This window comes from Clostridium drakei, assembly GCF_000633595.2.
In the GTDB taxonomy this organism is placed as follows: Bacteria; Bacillota; Clostridia; order Clostridiales; family Clostridiaceae; genus Clostridium_AM; species Clostridium_AM drakei.
Genome location: NZ_JIBU02000008.1, coordinates 118603 through 138393, shown reverse-complemented (window position 1 = coordinate 138393; position 19791 = coordinate 118603). Strand labels below are relative to the sequence as shown.

11 protein-coding genes and 2 riboswitches are annotated in these 19791 nt (G+C 30.4%); of the genes, 3 read left to right on the top strand and 8 right to left on the bottom strand.

What is annotated here, in order from left to right; translation table 11 throughout:
* Positions 1-10: 10 nt before the first annotated feature.
* The 6 genes from EG57_RS0204620 to EG57_RS0204595 form a co-directional block, all read right to left on the bottom strand.
* On the bottom strand, positions 11-679 hold the full coding sequence (locus EG57_RS0204620) for a hypothetical protein (RefSeq protein WP_032076104.1): 669 nt from the start codon (positions 677-679) through the stop codon (positions 11-13).
* Positions 680-738: 59 nt separating this feature from the next.
* Positions 739-4800: a cell wall-binding repeat-containing protein gene (locus tag EG57_RS0204615; protein WP_052037739.1), complete on the bottom strand. Its 4062-nt coding sequence runs from the start codon at positions 4798-4800 to the stop codon at positions 739-741.
* Positions 4801-5492: 692 nt separating this feature from the next.
* On the bottom strand, positions 5493-6545 hold the full coding sequence (locus EG57_RS0204610; RefSeq protein ID WP_032076103.1) for a cell wall-binding repeat-containing protein: 1053 nt from the start codon (positions 6543-6545) through the stop codon (positions 5493-5495).
* A gap of 343 nt (positions 6546-6888) precedes the next feature.
* Positions 6889-10203 (bottom strand): cell wall-binding repeat-containing protein, encoded by a 3315-nt coding sequence (locus EG57_RS0204605; RefSeq protein ID WP_032076102.1) that lies wholly within the window; start codon positions 10201-10203, stop codon positions 6889-6891.
* A gap of 147 nt (positions 10204-10350) precedes the next feature.
* The gene (locus tag EG57_RS0204600; RefSeq protein WP_032076101.1) at positions 10351-11220 is read right to left on the bottom strand and encodes a tRNA 2-thiocytidine biosynthesis TtcA family protein; all 870 of its coding nucleotides are present in this window, start codon (positions 11218-11220) and stop codon (positions 10351-10353) included.
* A 212-nt stretch (positions 11221-11432) separates the two neighbouring features.
* Positions 11433-11705: a hypothetical protein gene (locus EG57_RS0204595; protein WP_032076100.1), complete on the bottom strand. Its 273-nt coding sequence runs from the start codon at positions 11703-11705 to the stop codon at positions 11433-11435.
* A 349-nt stretch (positions 11706-12054) separates the two neighbouring features.
* Between EG57_RS0204595 and EG57_RS0204590 the strand changes: the two genes are divergently transcribed.
* Entirely contained in the window at positions 12055-13896 is a 1842-nt protein-coding gene (locus EG57_RS0204590; protein ID WP_032076099.1) for an APC family permease, read from the top strand.
* Positions 13897-13941: 45 nt separating this feature from the next.
* Here EG57_RS0204590 and ytaF read toward each other — a convergent pair whose 3' ends face one another.
* The gene (gene ytaF, locus EG57_RS0204585) at positions 13942-14556 is read right to left on the bottom strand and encodes a sporulation membrane protein YtaF (protein WP_029159067.1); all 615 of its coding nucleotides are present in this window, start codon (positions 14554-14556) and stop codon (positions 13942-13944) included.
* 154 nt (positions 14557-14710) lie between these two features.
* Between ytaF and EG57_RS25350 the strand changes: the two genes are divergently transcribed.
* Complete coding sequence (locus tag EG57_RS25350; RefSeq protein WP_052037738.1) at positions 14711-16600, top strand: cell wall-binding repeat-containing protein; 1890 nt, start codon at positions 14711-14713, stop codon at positions 16598-16600.
* Between the two features lie 90 nt (positions 16601-16690).
* Here EG57_RS25350 and EG57_RS0204575 read toward each other — a convergent pair whose 3' ends face one another.
* On the bottom strand, positions 16691-18091 hold the full coding sequence (locus EG57_RS0204575) for an NAD(P)/FAD-dependent oxidoreductase (protein ID WP_032076098.1): 1401 nt from the start codon (positions 18089-18091) through the stop codon (positions 16691-16693).
* A gap of 196 nt (positions 18092-18287) precedes the next feature.
* A riboswitch (purine riboswitch) is annotated at positions 18288-18391 on the bottom strand.
* A gap of 115 nt (positions 18392-18506) precedes the next feature.
* Positions 18507-18680, top strand: a riboswitch (cobalamin riboswitch).
* Positions 18681-18834: 154 nt separating this feature from the next.
* Here EG57_RS0204575 and EG57_RS0204570 point away from each other — a divergent pair.
* A complete protein-coding gene (locus EG57_RS0204570; RefSeq protein WP_032076097.1) occupies positions 18835-19788 on the top strand; it encodes an ABC transporter substrate-binding protein in 954 nt (317 codons plus the stop codon).
* The last annotated feature ends 3 nt before the right edge of the window (positions 19789-19791 follow it).

Below are 19791 nucleotides of genomic sequence, written 5' to 3'. Positions count from 1 at the left end.
AAATTGTGTACTATTGTACATTTTCGAGATCAAATTCCGTTTCCGCTTGGTTATTATTAGTAATTTCAACTTTTTCTTTTGAATATTCAGTAGCACTATGCGTTCCATTAAATTGAATTATAAAACAATTAAATTGTTCACTCCACATAGCCTGTTGAGAATCATATTTAACTACATAATCTGTGGAATTTGCACCTACAAATTTTATCTTTAAATACGTAAATCCTAACATAGTAGAACTATCTGCTTCTAATGTGAAATCTTTAATTGAAGTAGATTCATCTTCCTCAACTAATTTCCCATCTTTCATTGAAACAGCTTTAAAGTCTCCATTAATATTAATAACACTACTAGTGTTTTGGGATTTATCTATAAATTGTTGAAAATCCTTTCCTTGAATTATGACTGCATCACATACATCATCAGAATTTACAAAGCCAACTTTATCATCTAAATAAGCAAAAAGCTTACCATTATCATTAATCTTAGAAATAAAACTATCATACAGTATTCCATCACTAACTAATGAATCTGCTAAAGCTGGATAATTATATTTATAGTATAATCCACTTTTGTCTTTTACTATGGCATGAGTTACTTTGGCATAAGCTTGGCTACTTATCGATATTGAAATAAGCAATGAAATAAAGCTTATTAGCAAAAAGTTTCTCTTATTCAAAATAGCCACATCCTTTTTTAAATATTCTGAGGGAAAAAGTCCCTCAGAATATTAATCAATTAGTTAACTTTATTTACTGAAACTTTGTTTTGATCAAAATCAGCTGCTGTTTTTGTTCCATCGTATTTAACTGTGAAACAATTGAATTTTGAACTCCAAGTTGCAGTTGTTCCATCATAAGAAACTGTATATCCATTTTGACTCATATTATCAAATGATATTTTTAAGAAAGAAAATCCTAGCATTGTAGTACTATCTACATCTAACTTTAATCCAGTAACTGTTGTTGGTGTTCCTACTTTTGCTAATTTACCAATTGCATCAGTTATAGTCTTTGCTGCTGCTGCTTTATCTGCATCAGTTGCAGTTGCTGGTAAAGCTTTTGCTGCAGTTACTGCATCTGTTACTACTTTATAGCTATCTGCTGTATAATCTGCTGCTTTTAATGCTGCTGCATCAGATAATGCTGTTGCTAAAGCTGCCTCTCCTGGATTTACAACTGTTGTTCCAAGAAGTTTGTTAAGATCTACAGTAGAACTTACACTAACAGTTCTATCATCAGTAATATCCTTATTTGTTGGAGTGTACTCAGCACTATTTCCTCCGTTTGAATCTTTTAATGATTTTATCTTAACACTCTTATTCAATAATCTTGGCTTAATTGATGCTCCATCTTTAAATGAATCTAAGTCAGCTTGTGTAACATCTTTATTAACTTTGAATAGGAATATTATATTGTTATCTTTAATGTTTATAGTATCTGGTTTAAGTGTTTTTCCACCAAGAGTAAATGCATAGTCATTAGTTTCAAGGCCACTAGTTTGAAGCAATTTTGTATCGAAAGAAAGAACTACTGCTGCTTGGTCAACACCATTTACTTTCTGAGTTGTAGTAGCATACCAATAATCTGATGTAGTCTTTGGACCTACTGAACTAGCATATACACCATCATTAATAGTTTCTGTAGCTATCTTATTACCTGCAATATCCTTTGTAGATGGATTACCATCAGTTGCAGCTGCAAGTTTTGCTTCACCTGGAGCATAGTATTTTAAAACATCAACTTTCTTAGGTTTGTCATTAGCCTTTGAAGTTGGATTAAGTGCATATCCTGGTAAATTCTTATATGATGCTACGCTTTGTGAAACGTCATCTTTAGAAAATCTTAATACTATGTCTGAACCATCTAATGATATACTAGTTGGAGTTTCACCAGCAATCTTGAAGTCTTGTGCTCTTGTAGTATCTGGGTCTATACTTCCTTGATACTGAATTTTAACTAATATATCTCTGTTATCTCCAGTACCATCATACATCATTCTATATGAATTTTCTTTTATTTTTACAGTTCCTGTTGCTGCTATAATTTTACCACTATTATTAAATGTATCTACTTCATTACCTGCTACATCTTTAACACCTTGTGCTTTTATTCCTGTTACATCATTATCATCATCTTTAGACGAATCATTCATTCCATAATTTGATGGGAATTTGATTGTTACAGATTTACGATCATTACTAGGTGTTATAACTACACCTGATGGTAAATCTTTTGCTTCGTCATTTTTATTACTAAATTTATAGTTGCTTGCTGTAGTAAGGGAAGAACTATCCATTTCCTCACTAAAGCATACAATTGCTTTTCGTTTGTACTCTGAATCTGATCCATTATCTGCTTTAGCATATACTGCTGTTACCTTAGGTTTTAACTCATCACTACCTTTTAATGTAGTACTCCATGAATCCATGATGTTTTTATTACTTGTAGTATCAGCCAACTGCTTAACTGTTAGGTTATAGTTAGAACCAGTTAATCTCCATTCAGTTGTTGTATCACTGTTGGTAGCATCTTTATCATGTGGGTTCTTATACATTTTGATATCCCATACTTTGCTATCATCAGCACTTCCATCAGCCTTTGTAGCACCATTTGCAGGTTTAACCTCTTTAATATGTGAGCTGATATCTAATCCTGTTGAATCTTCTAAAACATAGTTCTCAGGATGTACTGCATAAGTAGCATCTATATCTTTACTGAATGTCAAACGTATAGTTTCCTCATCTTGAATCTTAGCATTTACAACTACAGGTTTAGTTTCATCTTTTTCTTTTGTGAAGTTAACTCTTGTATCATTATCTACTTCATTGCCATAAGCATCTCTTACATTTTCATTTATTAATATGTTATTTGCACCTGTATTAATTTTGCTGCTTATTCCAGTAATTTTTATAGTGCAGTCACTTTCCTTAAGCTTTAATGTAGCTCCTAAATCTCTTAAAGTTTGTGAAGAATTATTTAATACATAGTTTGATGCATCTAAAGCTGTTCTCTTGTCCATTTCTCTTCCAAATTTAACCCAAAGTGTTCCATCTGGATCAGATTTTGCAGTGATGTCCTTATCTGTTAAATCTCCAGTTTTTGAATCTACATTGAAATCCATTGTTTCTTCTTGAACTGTAAATCCACCTGCATCAACAAGAACATTGTCATCTCCTTCTAGAACTTTAAATGTATTGCTTCCTGTTGAAAGCTTAGTATTAAAATAGAATTCTACTTTACGTGCCCAAACATGATTTCCTTCTGTACTTTGTATTGAATCTTTGATTTCACTTAATGGTGTAGTTGTACCTGGTACATTTGATGAATCTAGACCAAAGCCTGATATATTTTGATCTTTTATTCTAAATTTGCTTGCTACAGTATTGATATTTTTCATATCAACTGGTCCTGTAAATTCAACAGTTAATTTATTTTGTCCTGTAGCTTTTACAGATTTTAATGTAGGTGCTTTAGTATCTATGAAGTTTACTGTCTTTTCAACCTTTGGTACAGTATTTGTCATATCAGCTGATAATACATCTTTAACTGAAACTTGATAGTTTTTGTTTTGACTCTTTTTGTCAGCTAATGTTATGAAAACAGTTCTATTATCATCTTCAAGAGTAGCTACTGCTGTTGTCTTAGTTAATTTTTCTCCATCAATTTTGTAGTTTGAAACATCTTCTGCTGAATCTTCATCAACATCACTGTCAAATACAATCTTGATTGCGTTCAATCCTGTTGATTCCATTGAAGAAACACCAGGAGTTACAATTGGGCTATCACCATTAATAGCTTTATTTATTTTATCTTCAACATTAGATGAAACAACGCCTGTTCCTCCTACTACATTTAAATCAGTTTGCTTGTTACCATTCTTAGCAATGTACTGAATTGCAGCAGTTGTTGCACTTGAATCCTCAGTATCAACTAATATTAATGGTGCGCCTGTTTTTCCAGCTACTGCTGAAGCAACTAAAGCATCTGCATATCCATCACCTGTTGCATTAGCAACATACATCTTGTCTGCTTTAATTGTATCTTTGAATGCTGCTAAAACTTTTAAGTTAGTATCAAATCTATCTGATCCACCACTTACTCTATTAGTAGCATTAACTTTATTGTAAATGCTGCTATTTATAACATTTTCAGTTCCAACTACTGTAACTTTTGATTTGTTATTGCTAACAAAATCTATAACTGATTTCATAGAATCAGCATTATTTACTCCTAATAATAAGATTTGTCCTTTAGCTGCTGCTATTGGAGCTACTGATAATGCATCTGAGAATCCTTCTCCAGCAACCATCATAACTTCGTCAGCTTTAACGCCTAAGTCAACTAATTTTTGAGCAACTTTTGCGTTAGTTTCATATCTATTTGCTCCACCTAATTCTGTAACAGTGTAGCTTTTCTTTAATTCAGTTCTTACGTCATCAGAAACTGATGCAGTTCCGCCTACTACGTATACATTTTTAGCTTTTAAAGTAGTTAATGCATTTTTAGTATCTGTACTTAATGCTTTTGCTGTTGTTAAAAGTATTGGTGCATTTAATTTTTTAGCTAATGCTGAAGCACTTACTGCATCTGCATATCCTTCTCCTGATACTAATACAACATCATCACTAGTTGTCCAGTTTGTTGTAGCAACTGAAGCTGCTGTTGCATATCTGTCAACACCACTTGTTCTTGTTACCTTTCCTTGTGCTGCTTGAACTGGGCCAGCTGATAAAGCTGTAGTCAAGACTAAAGACATAAGCGTAGCACTTGCAAGTGCTTTTGTACTTTTTTTACTCATATTGTAATACCCTCCTCGATTTAAGTGAATTTTAATTAAAATTCTTAATATATATATATATTTTTAAATATATACTTTTTTAAAGCTTCAAACTTTCTTATTTTTATATTGGAAAATTTGATAGCATTTTAAAACAGAAACTATTATACCATATTAATCCTGTATATTCCAGTATTTTTGATTAATTTAATCATTTATTCATTTTGTATTATGTATTAGTTATATGTTCCAAAATTCACTCTTCATTATAGCATATATCTTCTTACATTTCTACATAATGCATATTCTTTAATTTTTATGATCAACGAGTAAATACTTTATTTTATAGGAAAATTAACTATGGTTTAATTATACAATAATTTTTTTAATTTTTCTACAGTTTTAATGTTGGCAAATAAATGTATTTTAAATGTAATTATTTAGTTTTTTTGCCTTGAGATTCTAATAATGATATATTTATAGAACACAATATTAGACGCAACCACAATAAAAAGTGTTTCAAATTTTTCTATTTTTTTTAATTAATAGCTTTAACTATGTTTAGTAATACATCTTCTGGTAATGTATTGAACTATAAGAATGCCTTAGTAAATATTCTACATAAAATTTTATTTTCCTCCTTTAATGTGCAAAAAATGTGTAAAAAAACTGCAAAGCAGCTTTTTTACACATGTTGAGTTAAAAAAAGCTATTTAACTAATTTCTATTACTTTAAGATCATCTCCTGTAGATAAGCTTGATTGAATTTCTTGTGAAACTGAAGCTGTTCCTCCTATTATTATAAGTTTTGAGCTGTCAGTTGCATTTAAGTTTATATAATTTTGAGCTGCTTGTATCTGGCTTTCACCTGCACCAGCGCCAGTAAGTACTAATGGAGATCCAGTTTTTGCTGCTGCTGCTGAAGCAACTAAAGCATCTGCAAATTGATCATCACTTGCACCACCTGCTGCTATATAAACTGTACCAAAGTCCAATCCTCCATTATTTTTGAAGTAATCTAAAACAGCTAAATTTGTAGCAAATCTATCTGCTGCATTATTAGTTATTTTTTTGCCTGATACTGTATCTACTACTGATTGAGGTAATACTCCTTCTCCACCTACAGCAAGAATACTTAAATTATTGGAAGTTATTACATCTTTAACTGTAGAATATATCATTTGAGAAGTTCCAAATAATACTGGATATCCTTTTTGTGCTGCAATAGACGCTACAGATAATGCATCTGCATAACCATCTTGTCCATTAACAAGAACTGCTGATTTTTGTCCACTTAAGCTTAAAACTTTTTTTGCAACTTCTGCATTAGTTCCCATTCTTGTTGTATCTTTAACTCCAGCTACACGCTCTACTGTGTACTTATTTTTCAATGTATTTTCTATAGAGGTTGACACTACACCTTTTCCACCTACTATATATATATTGGAAGCTCCAAGATTCTGTATAGTTGAGTATACATCTGATTCTAAGGCATCTCCTCCTGCTGTTAAAAGTATAGGAGCCCCTAAAAGCTTTGCAAGTGGTGTAGCACTTACTGCATCTGCATAGCCGTATCCATTTACTAATATTACACTTTTTGCTTTACCAAATAGGTCTACAGCAACTTTATTAGCTGTTCCTATTCTTCCACCTGAACCACCATCAGTTCTACTTACTGTTGCAGCTTGTACACTTCCTGCACTTAAAGTTACTGTTATAACTAATGCTGTAAGCATAGAACTTAAAAATTTTCTTCCTCTAATCATTAAATCATTCCTCCTACTGTTAATGATAATCGTACATTGCTTCATAAAATTTATACTTAATTTCAATTATATAATAACATACATAAATTTTACAGATATTTTGTTAATTTTTATAAATAAAGTTTAAATTAGGACTATAATACCTTACTTACACAATAACATTTGCCATGAATCTTTATATAAATTACTTCACATTTAGAAAAATAGTTTTATTTAAAATTTATAACTGCAAAAATAGTATGAAGAAAGGTCTATAGTAAAATAAATATGTTATTTTATTATAGACCTTCCATTCTAAAATAATTAACTTGTTAAAATGGAATTTTAAACAAAAATCACCATTCTATTGTGCAATTAATATTCTTCCATTTAAATCATCAGTAAATGGACTAAATACTGAATATTTTCCATCATCATCTTCCTTGCCTCTTATATTGATACTTGAAGAATTTGCTTTAACACGAATTTTGTCTCCAGAGCTCATTGTTCCAGTATTAAAATTATAAATAACTTTTCTTCCATCAACTGATAGTGAAAGAGGTTTAATTGTTTGCCCTGTTGTCTCATTTATAAATATGAAATCATCATAGTAGGAACTTCTAGCATCACTATCAATATCTTGGTTAAAGGCTATAGTTATAGAAGGATTCATACCTCTATTTTTATTAGTTTCTGCAACCCATGAATCTGGACGAGTTATTGGTGGAATCAACACTTTATCTGAACCAGACTGTATTCTACGTCCAGCTGAATCATAAGAATTATTGCTATAAATACTAAGTGTAGTACTACTTCCTGAATTTCTTATAGCATCAATTTTCTCATTATTTTTAATTCCAGGTCTAAATGTAAGAATTATGCTTTTACCTGACATTGTGCATCTATCTGGAGTTTGACCATCTACTCTAAAGTCATTTCCATTAATTACATCTAAAGTATCTGTTAGTGAAAATCTAACTACTATATTATCATCTTCAAAAGTCATTTTTGCAGTATTATCTATAAGTTTTGGACCATCACCATAGTTTGTACCTATTGCACTATTATAGGAGGTTTCTAACAAATTACCATTTTGGTCTTTAACATTAGCAACTGACATTTGCTTTATATAGTTTGACCTCTCTGAATCACCTATCACATAGCTTGAAGGAAATTCAATAATTACACTCTTGTCATCTGAACTTGCAGTAAGGACAGTACTTGCTGGCAACTCTCTTCCTTCTCCTGTACCATCCATAAAACGGTAATTTGAAGGATTAGTGATTGATCTTTCATCCATAACTTTATTGAAAAATACAACTACTTGATTATCACTATTTACATATTTCGTTATTGACTTTACAGTTACTCCTTCAGTATCTACCCCATCAATCTTTTGTTCATATGTGTCCATTACATTTGGTACTGAATTAGTATCTCTGACATTTTTCACTGTTAATTTATATTCGTAATCCTTTAAAGAATTGTCACTACCAAATTTAATATCAAAAATTTTACTAGTGTTTCCATCATTATCCCTTACTGATGATATATAATCAATCTTATAACTTACATCCCCACCATCTGAATCAACTATTTTGTAGTTTGATTTATTTGTTGCACTACTATAACTAACATCTTTATTAAATTTAATTCGAAGAGTTTTACTATCTATCAAAGTAGCATTTGAAACTTGTGGTTTTAAGTTATCATTTCCAACATTAAAAGTTGTTTCTTTTTCATTAATGGAGTTTCCATAAGTATCTTCCACATCATCAGTTACAATAAGGCGATTTTCTCCATCTTTAAACATATAACCTATTCTCTTTATTTTAACAACTTTATCATCTGAATTTGTATCAAAACATATATCTGATGAATTAACTCCAACAGTACTTCCATTTATTCTATAGTTACTATATTTAAGGGCTGTTCGTTCATCCATAGTTCTGTCAAATGTTATATAAATAACCCCTGAATTATCTGCAGATACATTTGTAACTTTAGGAGTCCCAGTTTCTACATCCACATTAAAAGTTAAGCTTGACCCTTTTAAAGGAAACCCACCTGCAGCATAAAACGCTTTATCATCATTACCACTTGGAACTGTCAATGTATTTTCTCCTATTGGTAGTGGTGAATCAAAATACAATTCTACAGTATCTGACCAATCATTTGACTCTCCTTGAAATTTGGTTATAGATGTATTTAATGAAAAATTCAATAAACTTTGTCTATTAATTTTTATAGAACCCAAATCACCTGAAACCATTTTTATTGGTTGTGAAAATTTGACTATTAACTTATTACCTCCTCGTGCTTTTACTGATTCTAGTGTAGGTAAATCAGCAATAGAAAAAGTAATATATTTTTCACATTTCTCTATATTTTTATATGTCTTTCTGTCTAATACAGAATTTTTCACTGTAAAATTTACAGATTTTGAAGATTTAAATGGATTTGAAAATGTGATTGTTACTGTCCTTTTATCATCTTGCAGATATGCTTTACAATTATTATCTGAAATTGATCCTAAATCTTCACCATCAATCTGATAATTTCTTACATTTTCTGCTGTATCCTCATCAACTTCTGTATTAAATACTACTTTTACTTGATTTAATCCATTTGTAGTAACTGTTTTTACAGTAGGAGTATTACTTAGAGGAATTGCTGAATTTATTTTTGAAATAACATTATCAGAAATAACTCCTGATTCAGCTATAGCATTTACATCCGTTGTATCAACTGCCTTATTCCTAATATAGCTAATTGCATTGCTTGTAGCTGTGGAATTATCTGTGTCCACTAACACTAATGGTGATGACCATTTTCCTGCTAAAGATGAAGCTATTAAAGCATCTGCATATCTATCTCCACTTGCATTAGCAATATACAATTTACTATTTTTCAAATCATCTTTATATTCATTTAGTACATTTAAGTTAGTTTCAAATCTGTCAGCACCACCATTTATTCTTTTAGTAGCACCTAAAGTTTTATAAGTACTATCTGTTATAGTATTTTGAGTTCCAACAACAGTAACATTTGAATTATTTGTTTTTACAAAATCAAGTGCTGGTTTAAGAGCATTGTTGTCATTGATTCCTAATAGAAGTATCTGTCCTTTAGCTGCTGCTATAGGAGTAACTGATAGTACATCAGAAAATCCTTCTCCACCAACTACCATAACATTACTAGGAGATACTCCTAGTTTAACTAATTGGTTTGCTACAGCAACATTAGTTTCGTATCTATTTTTTCCACCTAATTCTACCAAACTATATTTAGAATTTCTTAACTCATTTCTTACACTTTCTGAAACTGAAGCTGGTCCACCTATAACATATACATTCTGTGGCTTTAATGTATCCAGTGCACTTTTAGCATAAGAATTAAGTGTTCCAGTTGTAGTTAAAAGTATTGGTGCATCCAATTGCTTTGCCAAAACTGATCCACTTACTGCATCTGCATATCCTTCACCACATACTAGTACTACATTTTTAGAGCTAGTCCAATTTGTAGTAGCTACCTTAGCTGCAGTTTCATATATGCTTGTTCCCCCAACAGTTGTAACTTGTCCCTCTGCAGCCTTAACTGATGATGTTGACAAAGCTGCCGCTAAAATCAAGGACATAATCGTTGCTCTACTCAAGGCTTTTGTACAATTTACCTTCATTTTGTTATCCCTCCTGATATTCCTTAATAATCTATCATAAGAATATTATACTATAAATACTAGATTATAAATACTCATAAAATTGATGTTTTACATATTTATGCTCATTTTCAATCAACAAAAAGCTTACTATAAGTCATTAATTATTTATTCTTCATCATTATAAAATTCCAAATAGGAATGATCTTCTCCATTTTTTTGCCATCCTAAAATAGAATCCATATTTACATTTTGTGCTGACTTAAAAATGGATTTATCAACTTGTGGAAAGTTTTTCTTTAATTCTTTAATCAAATCCTTAATTTCATATCGCTTATTGCCTATTTTTCCTGCTGAAACCATACAAGCACAATTTAAAGGCCAAATTCCACTTTTTTGAATAAAACGTTGAATATTTTCTTCTTCTATATAATAAAGAGGTCTTATTAATTCTATTCCTTCAAAATTAGTTGATTTAAGTTTTGGAAGCATGGTCTTATAGTTTCCTGAATACAACACATTAAGAAGTATTGTCTCTATAACATCATTAAAATGATGACCAAGTGCAAGTTTATTACAGCCTAACTCCTTTGCTTTTGTGTATAGTGCGCCCCTACGCATTCTTGCACACATGTAACAAGGATATTTTTGAGCTATTCTATCTGCAACTTCAAAAATCCCTGATTCAAAAATTTGAATTGGTATATTTAAATACTCACAGTTATCAATTAGAAGTTTTTTGATATCCTTATGATACCCTGGGTCCATAGCAATAAATTCTAGACCAAAATTCATCTGTCTATGCCTGTGTAACTCTTGAAACAACTTTGCCATTAATAGACTATCCTTGCCTCCAGAGATAGCTATTGCAATCTTATCTCCTTCTTCTACCAATTTATAATCCTTTATTGCCTTCACAAACTTTGACCATATCTTCTTTTTATAAGTTTTAGTAATACTACGTTCTATTTCTTCTAAAGGTTTCCTTTCATTAAAAGGAACCAATATATCACAACCGCTTCCTGCTATATCACTCATCATATGCACCTCACTTTTTTACTAAAAAACATTATAGCACTTTTTTATATAATTTGTCTTTTTTAATCTATATTGCCTATAATTAATACTATCATAAACATACCCAAAACCAAATAAACATATTCATTTAGATACCAAATGAATATGTTTATTACATTATGACTATATTAAATTACAATAAACATAGTCATTTAACATCTAAATGACTATGTTTATTTATCCTCATCTTCTATTTCAACTATCATAAATTTATCAAAATCTATTTCTTCTATAAAATTATCTTGATTAAAGCTTGTTTTGCTCATTTTATTATACTGATCCAAATTTACAGGCAGCCAGTAAGGCTTGGAAATATCAAATTTATTACATAATTCTGTAATACATACCTTAAGATTTTCTTGATAACTTCCCTCAATATCTGATATCACTACATCATCTATTACAATTTTATTATTTTTTATAATCTTACCCCATATTTTTAGCATCTTAATTCCTCCGTTTTGAACTATTACATTTAATTTTACACATTTAATGAGAATTGTAAACCGCAAAAAATATTTCGCAACAAAGCGGAGAAAAATCATCCTTCACTGTCCTCTGTCCTCTAAAAAAGTTGTGTCGCATTTTGCTTATATTACTAATCTAAATTTTGAGCATGAAATTATGCGTGACCTACCACAATTAAATGTGTAAAAATCCAGATTTATCCTCAAAAATTTTGAAAATTGAGTTAAATTCAGTGCTATAACAACATAATTAGGGTTATACATAAATTTTTAGTTGATGTATAATCATTTCATCATTGGCATATGAAATATTGGGGAGGGAAAAGATATGAAATCTAAATTAGTAAACTTCATACTTGGTCGTAATTTAAAAAGTGATGATTTAAAGAATGAAAAATATAACGTCTTTTGGGGACTTCCCATACTTTCTAGTGATGCAATATCTTCTGTGGCTTATGCAGGGGAAGAAATTCTGTGGATTTTAATAGGTGTTGTAGGACTAGCTTCTTACAAATATATGTTTTATGCTGCTTTATGTATTGTCTTTTTAATGTTTTTACTGGTTTTTTCTTATAGACAAACCATAGACACTTATCCTAATGGCGGCGGCTCATATATTGTGGCAAAGGACAACTTGGGAACTATCCCTGGACTCATTGCTGGTTCAGCACTTTCAATAGATTATACTTTAACTGTCGCAGTAAGCACCTGTGCTGGAACTGCTGCAATAACATCCGCTATACCTTCTCTTTTAAAATACAAGGTTCCTATAACAGTAATTCTGATCATTTTCATGACCTTAGGCAATTTAAGAGGTGTAAAGGAATCTTCAAGACTATTTGGAATTCCTACTTATTTATTTATTCTCTCTGTAGCATTTATGATAGTTACAGGAATAGTCAAGGTTCACTTTTTTGGTGCTTCTTCTCAAGCCCTATATCCAATACCACAGGCCACTGGCGATATATCTATTATTCTATTTTTAAGAGCTTTTGCATCTGGATGTACTGCATTAACGGGTATAGAAGCTGTTAGTAACGGAATACCTAGCTTTAAGGAACCTTCTCAAAAAAACGCAAAAATAGTTTTGATGCTTTTAGGTATTGTTGTATTGTTTATATTTGGAGGACTTTCTTATTTGACCACACTTTATCATGCTGTACCTAATTCATCAAATACACTTATATCTCAAATTGCCACTCAAATTTTTGGTCACAGCTTTATGTATTACATTATTCAATGCACAACAGCAATAATATTAATCATGGCTGCAAATACCGCTTTTGCAGGTTTCCCACTTTTATTAGCCTTAATATCAAAGGATGGTTTTGCTCCAAGACAATTTTCAAAAAGAGGACATAGATTAAGTTTTTCTAATGGAATAATATTTTTATGCTCAATGGCATGCATTCTTGTCATAATTTTTCACGCAGAAACTCACTTATTAATTCCTCTATATGCTGTGGGAGTTTTTATTTCCTTTACACTTTCTCAAACAGGAATGTTTTGTAGGTGGGTAAAGCAAAAATCCCCTTATTGGAGACATAAGGCTTTTGTTAATGGGTTAGGTGCTCTTGTAACCTTTGCAACTGTTCTAATAATAGGCATAACCAAATTTCATCTTGGAGCCTGGATTATATTTATTTTAATTCCTTTTCTCGTTTTTATTATGATAACAATAAAAAAACATTATACTGCTGTGGCAACTCAACTTAAATTGGATATTAATCAAAGACCAAAGGTAATTAATTTTGAAGAACAGAAAAGGTATGCTATAGTACCTATTGATACTTTAAATAAATCTTTTCTCAAAGCACTAAACTATGCAAGAACTATTTCTAACAATATTATAGTTTTTCATATATCTGTGGATAAAGAAGCGACAAAAAAACTTATGAAGAAATGGGAAGAATACAATATAGGTATACCTCTTGTTATTAAGGAATCTCCTTATAGAAGTGTTATACATCCACTTGTTAAATTTATTAAATCTGAAGAGTATGTAGCTGGTCCTAATGATACAGTTACTGTAGTTATACCTCAATTTGTAGTTTCAAAATGGTGGGGTAATATACTTCATAATCAAACTTCACTTTTTATAAAAGGAATGCTTTTAAAGGAAAGGAATATAGCTATAGTTACTGTACCATATATAATCGAGGAAGAATAGTAAAAACAGAGAGGATAATTTTCCTCTCTATTCTATCAATTCTAATTACAATATCTGTTTTATCCCTATCAAAATCAACATAATTCCTGCTATTATGTTAGCCTTTTTAGTTAAATTCCATTTATTAAAAAACTCTGTAATATAATTTCCAGCCCATAATGCTAAAAAACTTATTATAGCAGAAAAGAAGCCTATAAAAAATGAATTTAGCCCAATCATACCTGCACTTAGGCTTCCACCTACATTATTAATTGATAGTGCAATACCAAGGAATGTAGCTTCTTTAAAATCAATATCTTTAGAGTTATCTGCATCTGCAGTTTCTGGTTCTTTTAAAATATTATATATATTGCTATTTTGAATGGAACTCTCTTTGTCTTTAACTTTATTTTCTTTCTTAAAGTAAGGCTCTAATATAATCCATAGACCGATGATTACAAGCATCACCATACTTAATACAGAAGATATTTTATTACTGAATGCTTGCGACACAGCATTTCCTGAAAAAGCAGCAATAGAAGATATTAAAAAGGTAATCACAGAAATCCATAAATTTTTTGAAGTTGTTATTTTTATTCCACGAATACTGTAAGCAATTCTAACACTTATATTGTCTAGGTTGTTTACTAGTGCAATAAAAATCGTATATATTAAATGCATAGCAATGCACCCTCCTATAAGTTAGTACATTGTTATAATATGAGAAATTCGTGAAATGTGTGATGATTACAAATTTTATCCTTATACGGTAATTTGTTCAATATCTTTTATAATCCTCATAAATATAGTAAAATTAGAGTTAGGAGGTGTCAAAATGATTAAAGAAAAATTATTGCCAGCAGTAACATGTATTAGCATATTATTAACCATCAGTACAGTAAATGTCCAGGCTAAGTCCGTTTCAGTTAAAACTTTAAATGGACAAAATAGATTTTATACTTCAATTTCAATAGCTCAGGAATATAATTACACTAAAAGTATAGATGCTGTAATTCTAGCTTTTGGTAATAACTTTCCAGATGCTTTATCAGGAAGTATGATTTCTAATAAATACAAAGCACCTATTCTTTTATGCGGAAAAACAGAAAGTGAGACTAGTGCTGCATTAAATTTTATCAGATCCAATCTTTCAAATTCAAAAACTGTATACATCCTAGGAGGTATAGGTGGAATAAAATTAGATGTTGAAAACTCTTTAAAATCTTATGGATATACTGTAAAAAGAATAAATGGTGAAGATAGATTTGATACAAATATAAAAGCAATTGATGAACTTGATCCATCTAAAGGTACACCTGTCGTTATAGCAAGTGGTGATAATTTCCCAGACGCTCTATCAATAAGCAGCGTGGCAGCATCTAAAGGATATCCATTGCTTTTAACATCTAAAGATTCATTGACGGAAAATGCCAAGAGAGAATTAATAGATATTAATCCTTCTAAACTTTATATTATTGGAGGTACAGCTGCTATATCAGAAAAAAACCTTGATGAAATTAAAGACCTAATGAATTTATCTTCTTCTGACATAATACGTATTGCAGGAGAAAATAGATATGAAACATCTTTGAAAATAGCAGAATTTTTTAACTTAAATTCAGATACCGCTATTGCAGCAAATGGAGAAAACTTCCCAGATGCATTAAGCGGTTCTGCCCTTGCAGCTCTTAAATCTGCTCCTATTATTCTTGTAGATAACAAAGATGTTTCTAAACAAAAGACATTTATGGATAATTCATCCTATTCAAATTTAATATTTCTTGGAGGAGAAGCCTCTATAAGTAGTAATACTAAAAAATTGCTAACTGAGAATGATTCCAACAGTGGAAATTACAACGTAGACCTTAAACCTGCTCCAACATTTTCAAGTTACAATATAAAGCCTGATTCAGGATCATATGAAAATCTTATAAATACTACTTGGGATAAATATGCTATTGATGACAAAGTAATTACAAATCCTTATTTTAATAAAGATAACTCCGATAAAATAAATAAAACTTCAATTGTTTTTCAAAATTATGGTCAACAAGAAAAAAACTTGACACCTATGCATTTTTTTACTAAGAATGGAGACCTAAAAATAATTGAAAATACATCAAATACTGAATCTTTTAGTGAACTTATTTCTAATTCTGAGAGAGGAAAACTAGCATCTAAACAGGTTTATGAAATATTGAATGGTTTTATTAAATACGGCTATGGTACTAACACTAAAATTTCTCTAGAGTCTACCGGATATGTGCCCGACTCAGATGGTACCAATTACTTAGGTCCATCTATTAATGTTTCTACCAATAATAACTTAGATTATTCTATAATATTTGTAAGAGACGATTTAAAAAATAAAGCAAGTATAAAATTCACAGACGCTTTTCCAGATTGTGATACGTTCCTATGGCTTTATAATCTAACAAGTTCAAAAAGCAGTATGCGTATTGTTTTAAATTTGGATGACCGTTTTGACTCTGATGAACTTGATAACTCAAAGTTGCAAAACCTCAGAAACTCTTTATCCTCTACTTTTGGAGTAGAAAATTCAGATAAAATATTAGACTTTATTAAAAGTAGAATAACAAGAGTAAACTTCTGCGAAAATGCTAAAAACCGTGGACCTTTTAATCCAGATGAATTAGATTTAGATAACTTAACTATATATTTTGACCAAATTAACTTCGTATTAGGTTTTAAATATAATAAATAGAAAAAATCAACATTTAATTTTAAAAGGACAATGAAGATGATTATTAAAAATCATTCTTCATTGTCCTCTGTCATCTAAAAAAGTTACTTTTTAACTCTCTAATATTTTCCCCATAAGCACTCCCATAATAGACGCCATCATTAAACCTCTCGTCCATCCACTGGAGTCTCCTAAGCAGTGAAGTCCTTTTATATTAGTATCAAATTTGTCATTTAAATTTATCTTGTTACTATAAAACTTTATTTCTGGACCATATAATAAAGTTTCAACGCTCGCAAAACCTGGTACAACTATATTCATAGCTTTTATAAAGTTTAAAATATTAATCATTGGTCTGTATGGAATAGCAGAAGTTAAATCTCCAGCTACAGCATCTGGCAAGGTGTGTTTTATATTTGTCTGATCTAATTCCTTCTGCCAGGTTCTCTTTCCATCTAATATGTCTCCATATCTTTGAACTAGTATTCTTCCATTACCTAACATATTAACTAATTCAGCTACTTTTTTTCCATACTCTATAGGTTGGTTAAAAGGTTCTGAAAAATTATGTGAACTCAATATAGCTAAGTTAGTATTATCAGATTTTCTTTCTTTATAAGAATGTCCATTGACTATTGCTAAGTTATTGTCATAGTTCTCCTGACTTACAAAACCTCCAGGATTTTGACAAAAAGTTCTAACTTTATTTTTGAAAGGTGCTGGATATCCTATAAGCTTTGATTCGTATAAAACGTTATTTACTTTCTCCATGACTTCATTTCTAATTTCAACACGAACGCCTATATCTACAGTACCAGCTGAATGACTTATTTCATGTTTTATGCACATATCTTTAAGCCAGTCTGCTCCTTTTCTACCTGCTGCTACTATTATATTATCACCATACAAATCTTCTTTTTTAGTTTTAGTTTGTGAATCAGCTATTTTTATGCCTTTTGCTATTTTATCCTCAATGATCAAATCTTCAACTACAGTATCAAACTTAATTTCTATTCCAGAATCTAAGAGATACTTCTGTATTTTTAAATATATCTCTTGTGCCTTTTCTGTTCCTAAATGTCTTATAGGACAATCTACTAATTTAAGACCTGCTTCTATAGCTTTTATTCTAATTGCCTTAACTGCTTCAGTATTTTCTAATCCTTCTACCTTAGTGTCTGCACCAAACTCAAGATAAATTTTATCTGTATATTCTATAAGTTCTTGAGCTCTATCAGCTCCTATTAAACTTGGCAGTTCTCCTCCAACTTCATAGCTTAATGATAATTTTCCATCTGAAAATGCACCTGCTCCTGAAAAACCAGTTGTTATATGACAGTAAGGTTTACATGAAACACATTTTTTTGTTTTTTCTTTAGGACAATATCTTTTATCTATACTTCTTCCTTGTTCAATCATCAAAATTTTCTTATTAGATTTTTGTCTAACTAGCTCCAATGCAGTAAAAATTCCTGATGGACCAGCTCCTACTATTATTACATCATACTTCACAATAATCATCTCCATTACAAAATCATTAATTATTTTTCCCTTAATAAAGAAAATATTATTACATTTTCGTCAACAATTTAGTTCGTTACATAACGAACATTAGATATTTTTTTCAAATGGATCATCTTTAATTTTACATCTTTCACACATTTATTTAAAGGAAATTTTAATATAGAAAAGCATGAAAGTTGTAGCCTTAATAAGCACATACACTTATAGCCTACAACTATTTAAGGTAGCTCGGTAGATACATCCAGCCCATATTGCTAGATTTATACAAGTGAACATTAAACAATATTCTCTTAAAAAAGTTCTTATTACAAAGAAATTTTACCCCATATTTTTATAAAATGCAATAGTTTTTTATATAACTTTTTTAACTCAGCAGTCATATTTTCAAAATAGTGTTATAATTAATTTAATAAAAGTTTTAGGTACTTATTGAGTTTAAAAGGGAAATAGGTTAAAAGCCTATGCGGTCCCGCCACTGTAATGATGAGTATATTAATATTATGCCACTCAGTAATGGGGAAGGCCTTAATATATGATGAATCTTAGCCAGGAGACCTGCCTAAAATTATAGTTATTGATTTACCTTACGCGGATAGGGAATATTAGCATGCTTTTGCTTTTAACCATTATTCGTTTGGATAATGGCTTTTTTAGTTGCTTTACTTACATAGTATGCTTATATTAAGTCAATATTTTGCATATGAAAAAATTAAATTAGGGGGAATAGAAAAATGCATAAATTGAAAAAAACATCTTTTATTTTACTTATTGTTTTCCTATTTGCTTTTTCAGTAATTGGATGCAATAAAAACAACTCTACTTCTTCAAATGAAGATAAAAAACAAGTTGAATCAGTAAAAAATACTACTTATCCACTTAAAATAAAGGACTCACTTAATAGAGAAGTAACTATAGAAAAGGAGCCTACAAAGGTTATATCTGTAGCACCTAATATTACAGAAACCATTTATGCTCTTAACAAAGAGAACACCTTAATAGGAAGAACTGATTTTTGTACATATCCTAAAGAAGCTAGTAAAATTCAATCTATTGGAGGTCTTACAAATCCTAATATTGAAAAAATAACTAGTTTAAAACCTGATATAGTCATAGCTTCTAATCACTTTAAAGAAGAGGATTTAAAAAAATTAGAGGAGCTTAATATAAAGGTTGTAATGTTTTCTGGTCCTGAAAGTTTTCAAAGTACTTATGACATTATAAGAAATGTAGGTAAAATTCTTAATTCCAACGATAAGGCTAATACTATAGTTTCTGATATGACAAAAAAAGTTGATTATGTAAAAGAAAAAATCAAAGGCAAAGGCACTCCAAGTACTTATTATGTAGTAAGCTTTGGTAAAAGTGGTGATTTCACTGCTGGTAAAGATACCTTTATAGACACAATGATCATTACAGCTGGTGGGAAAAATACTGCTTCCGATGTAACTGGCTGGAAATATAGTTTAGAAAAGCTTATTGAAAAAAATCCAGATATAATTATATGTTCTAATAAATTTAATTCAAAAAATGAAATTAAGCTGCAAGAAGGATATAAGGATCTGGATGCCATAAAAAAGAATAAACTTTTTGAAATTGATGAAGATATTATTAATAGGCAGGGTCCTAGATTAGCTGATGGTTTAGAAGCTTTAGCCAAGATAATCCATCCTGATGCCTTTAAATAACGC

Excerpts from the sequence above, each read along its gene's own strand:
- EG57_RS0204615 (WP_052037739.1), bottom strand. The coding sequence starts at position 4,800 with ATGAGTAAAAAAAGTACAAAAGCACTTGCAAGTGCTACGCTTATGTCT.
- EG57_RS0204610 (WP_032076103.1), bottom strand. The coding sequence starts at position 6,545 with ATGATTAGAGGAAGAAAATTTTTAAGTTCTATGCTTACAGCATTAGTT.
- EG57_RS0204605 (WP_032076102.1), bottom strand. The coding sequence starts at position 10,203 with ATGAAGGTAAATTGTACAAAAGCCTTGAGTAGAGCAACGATTATGTCC.
- EG57_RS0204600 (WP_032076101.1), bottom strand. The coding sequence starts at position 11,220 with ATGAGTGATATAGCAGGAAGCGGTTGTGATATATTGGTTCCTTTTAAT.
- EG57_RS0204595 (WP_032076100.1), bottom strand. The coding sequence starts at position 11,705 with ATGCTAAAAATATGGGGTAAGATTATAAAAAATAATAAAATTGTAATA.
- EG57_RS0204590 (WP_032076099.1), top strand. The coding sequence starts at position 12,055 with ATGAAATCTAAATTAGTAAACTTCATACTTGGTCGTAATTTAAAAAGT.
- ytaF (WP_029159067.1), bottom strand. The coding sequence starts at position 14,556 with ATGCATTTAATATATACGATTTTTATTGCACTAGTAAACAACCTAGAC.
- EG57_RS25350 (WP_052037738.1), top strand. The coding sequence starts at position 14,711 with ATGATTAAAGAAAAATTATTGCCAGCAGTAACATGTATTAGCATATTA.
- EG57_RS0204570 (WP_032076097.1), top strand. The coding sequence starts at position 18,835 with ATGCATAAATTGAAAAAAACATCTTTTATTTTACTTATTGTTTTCCTA.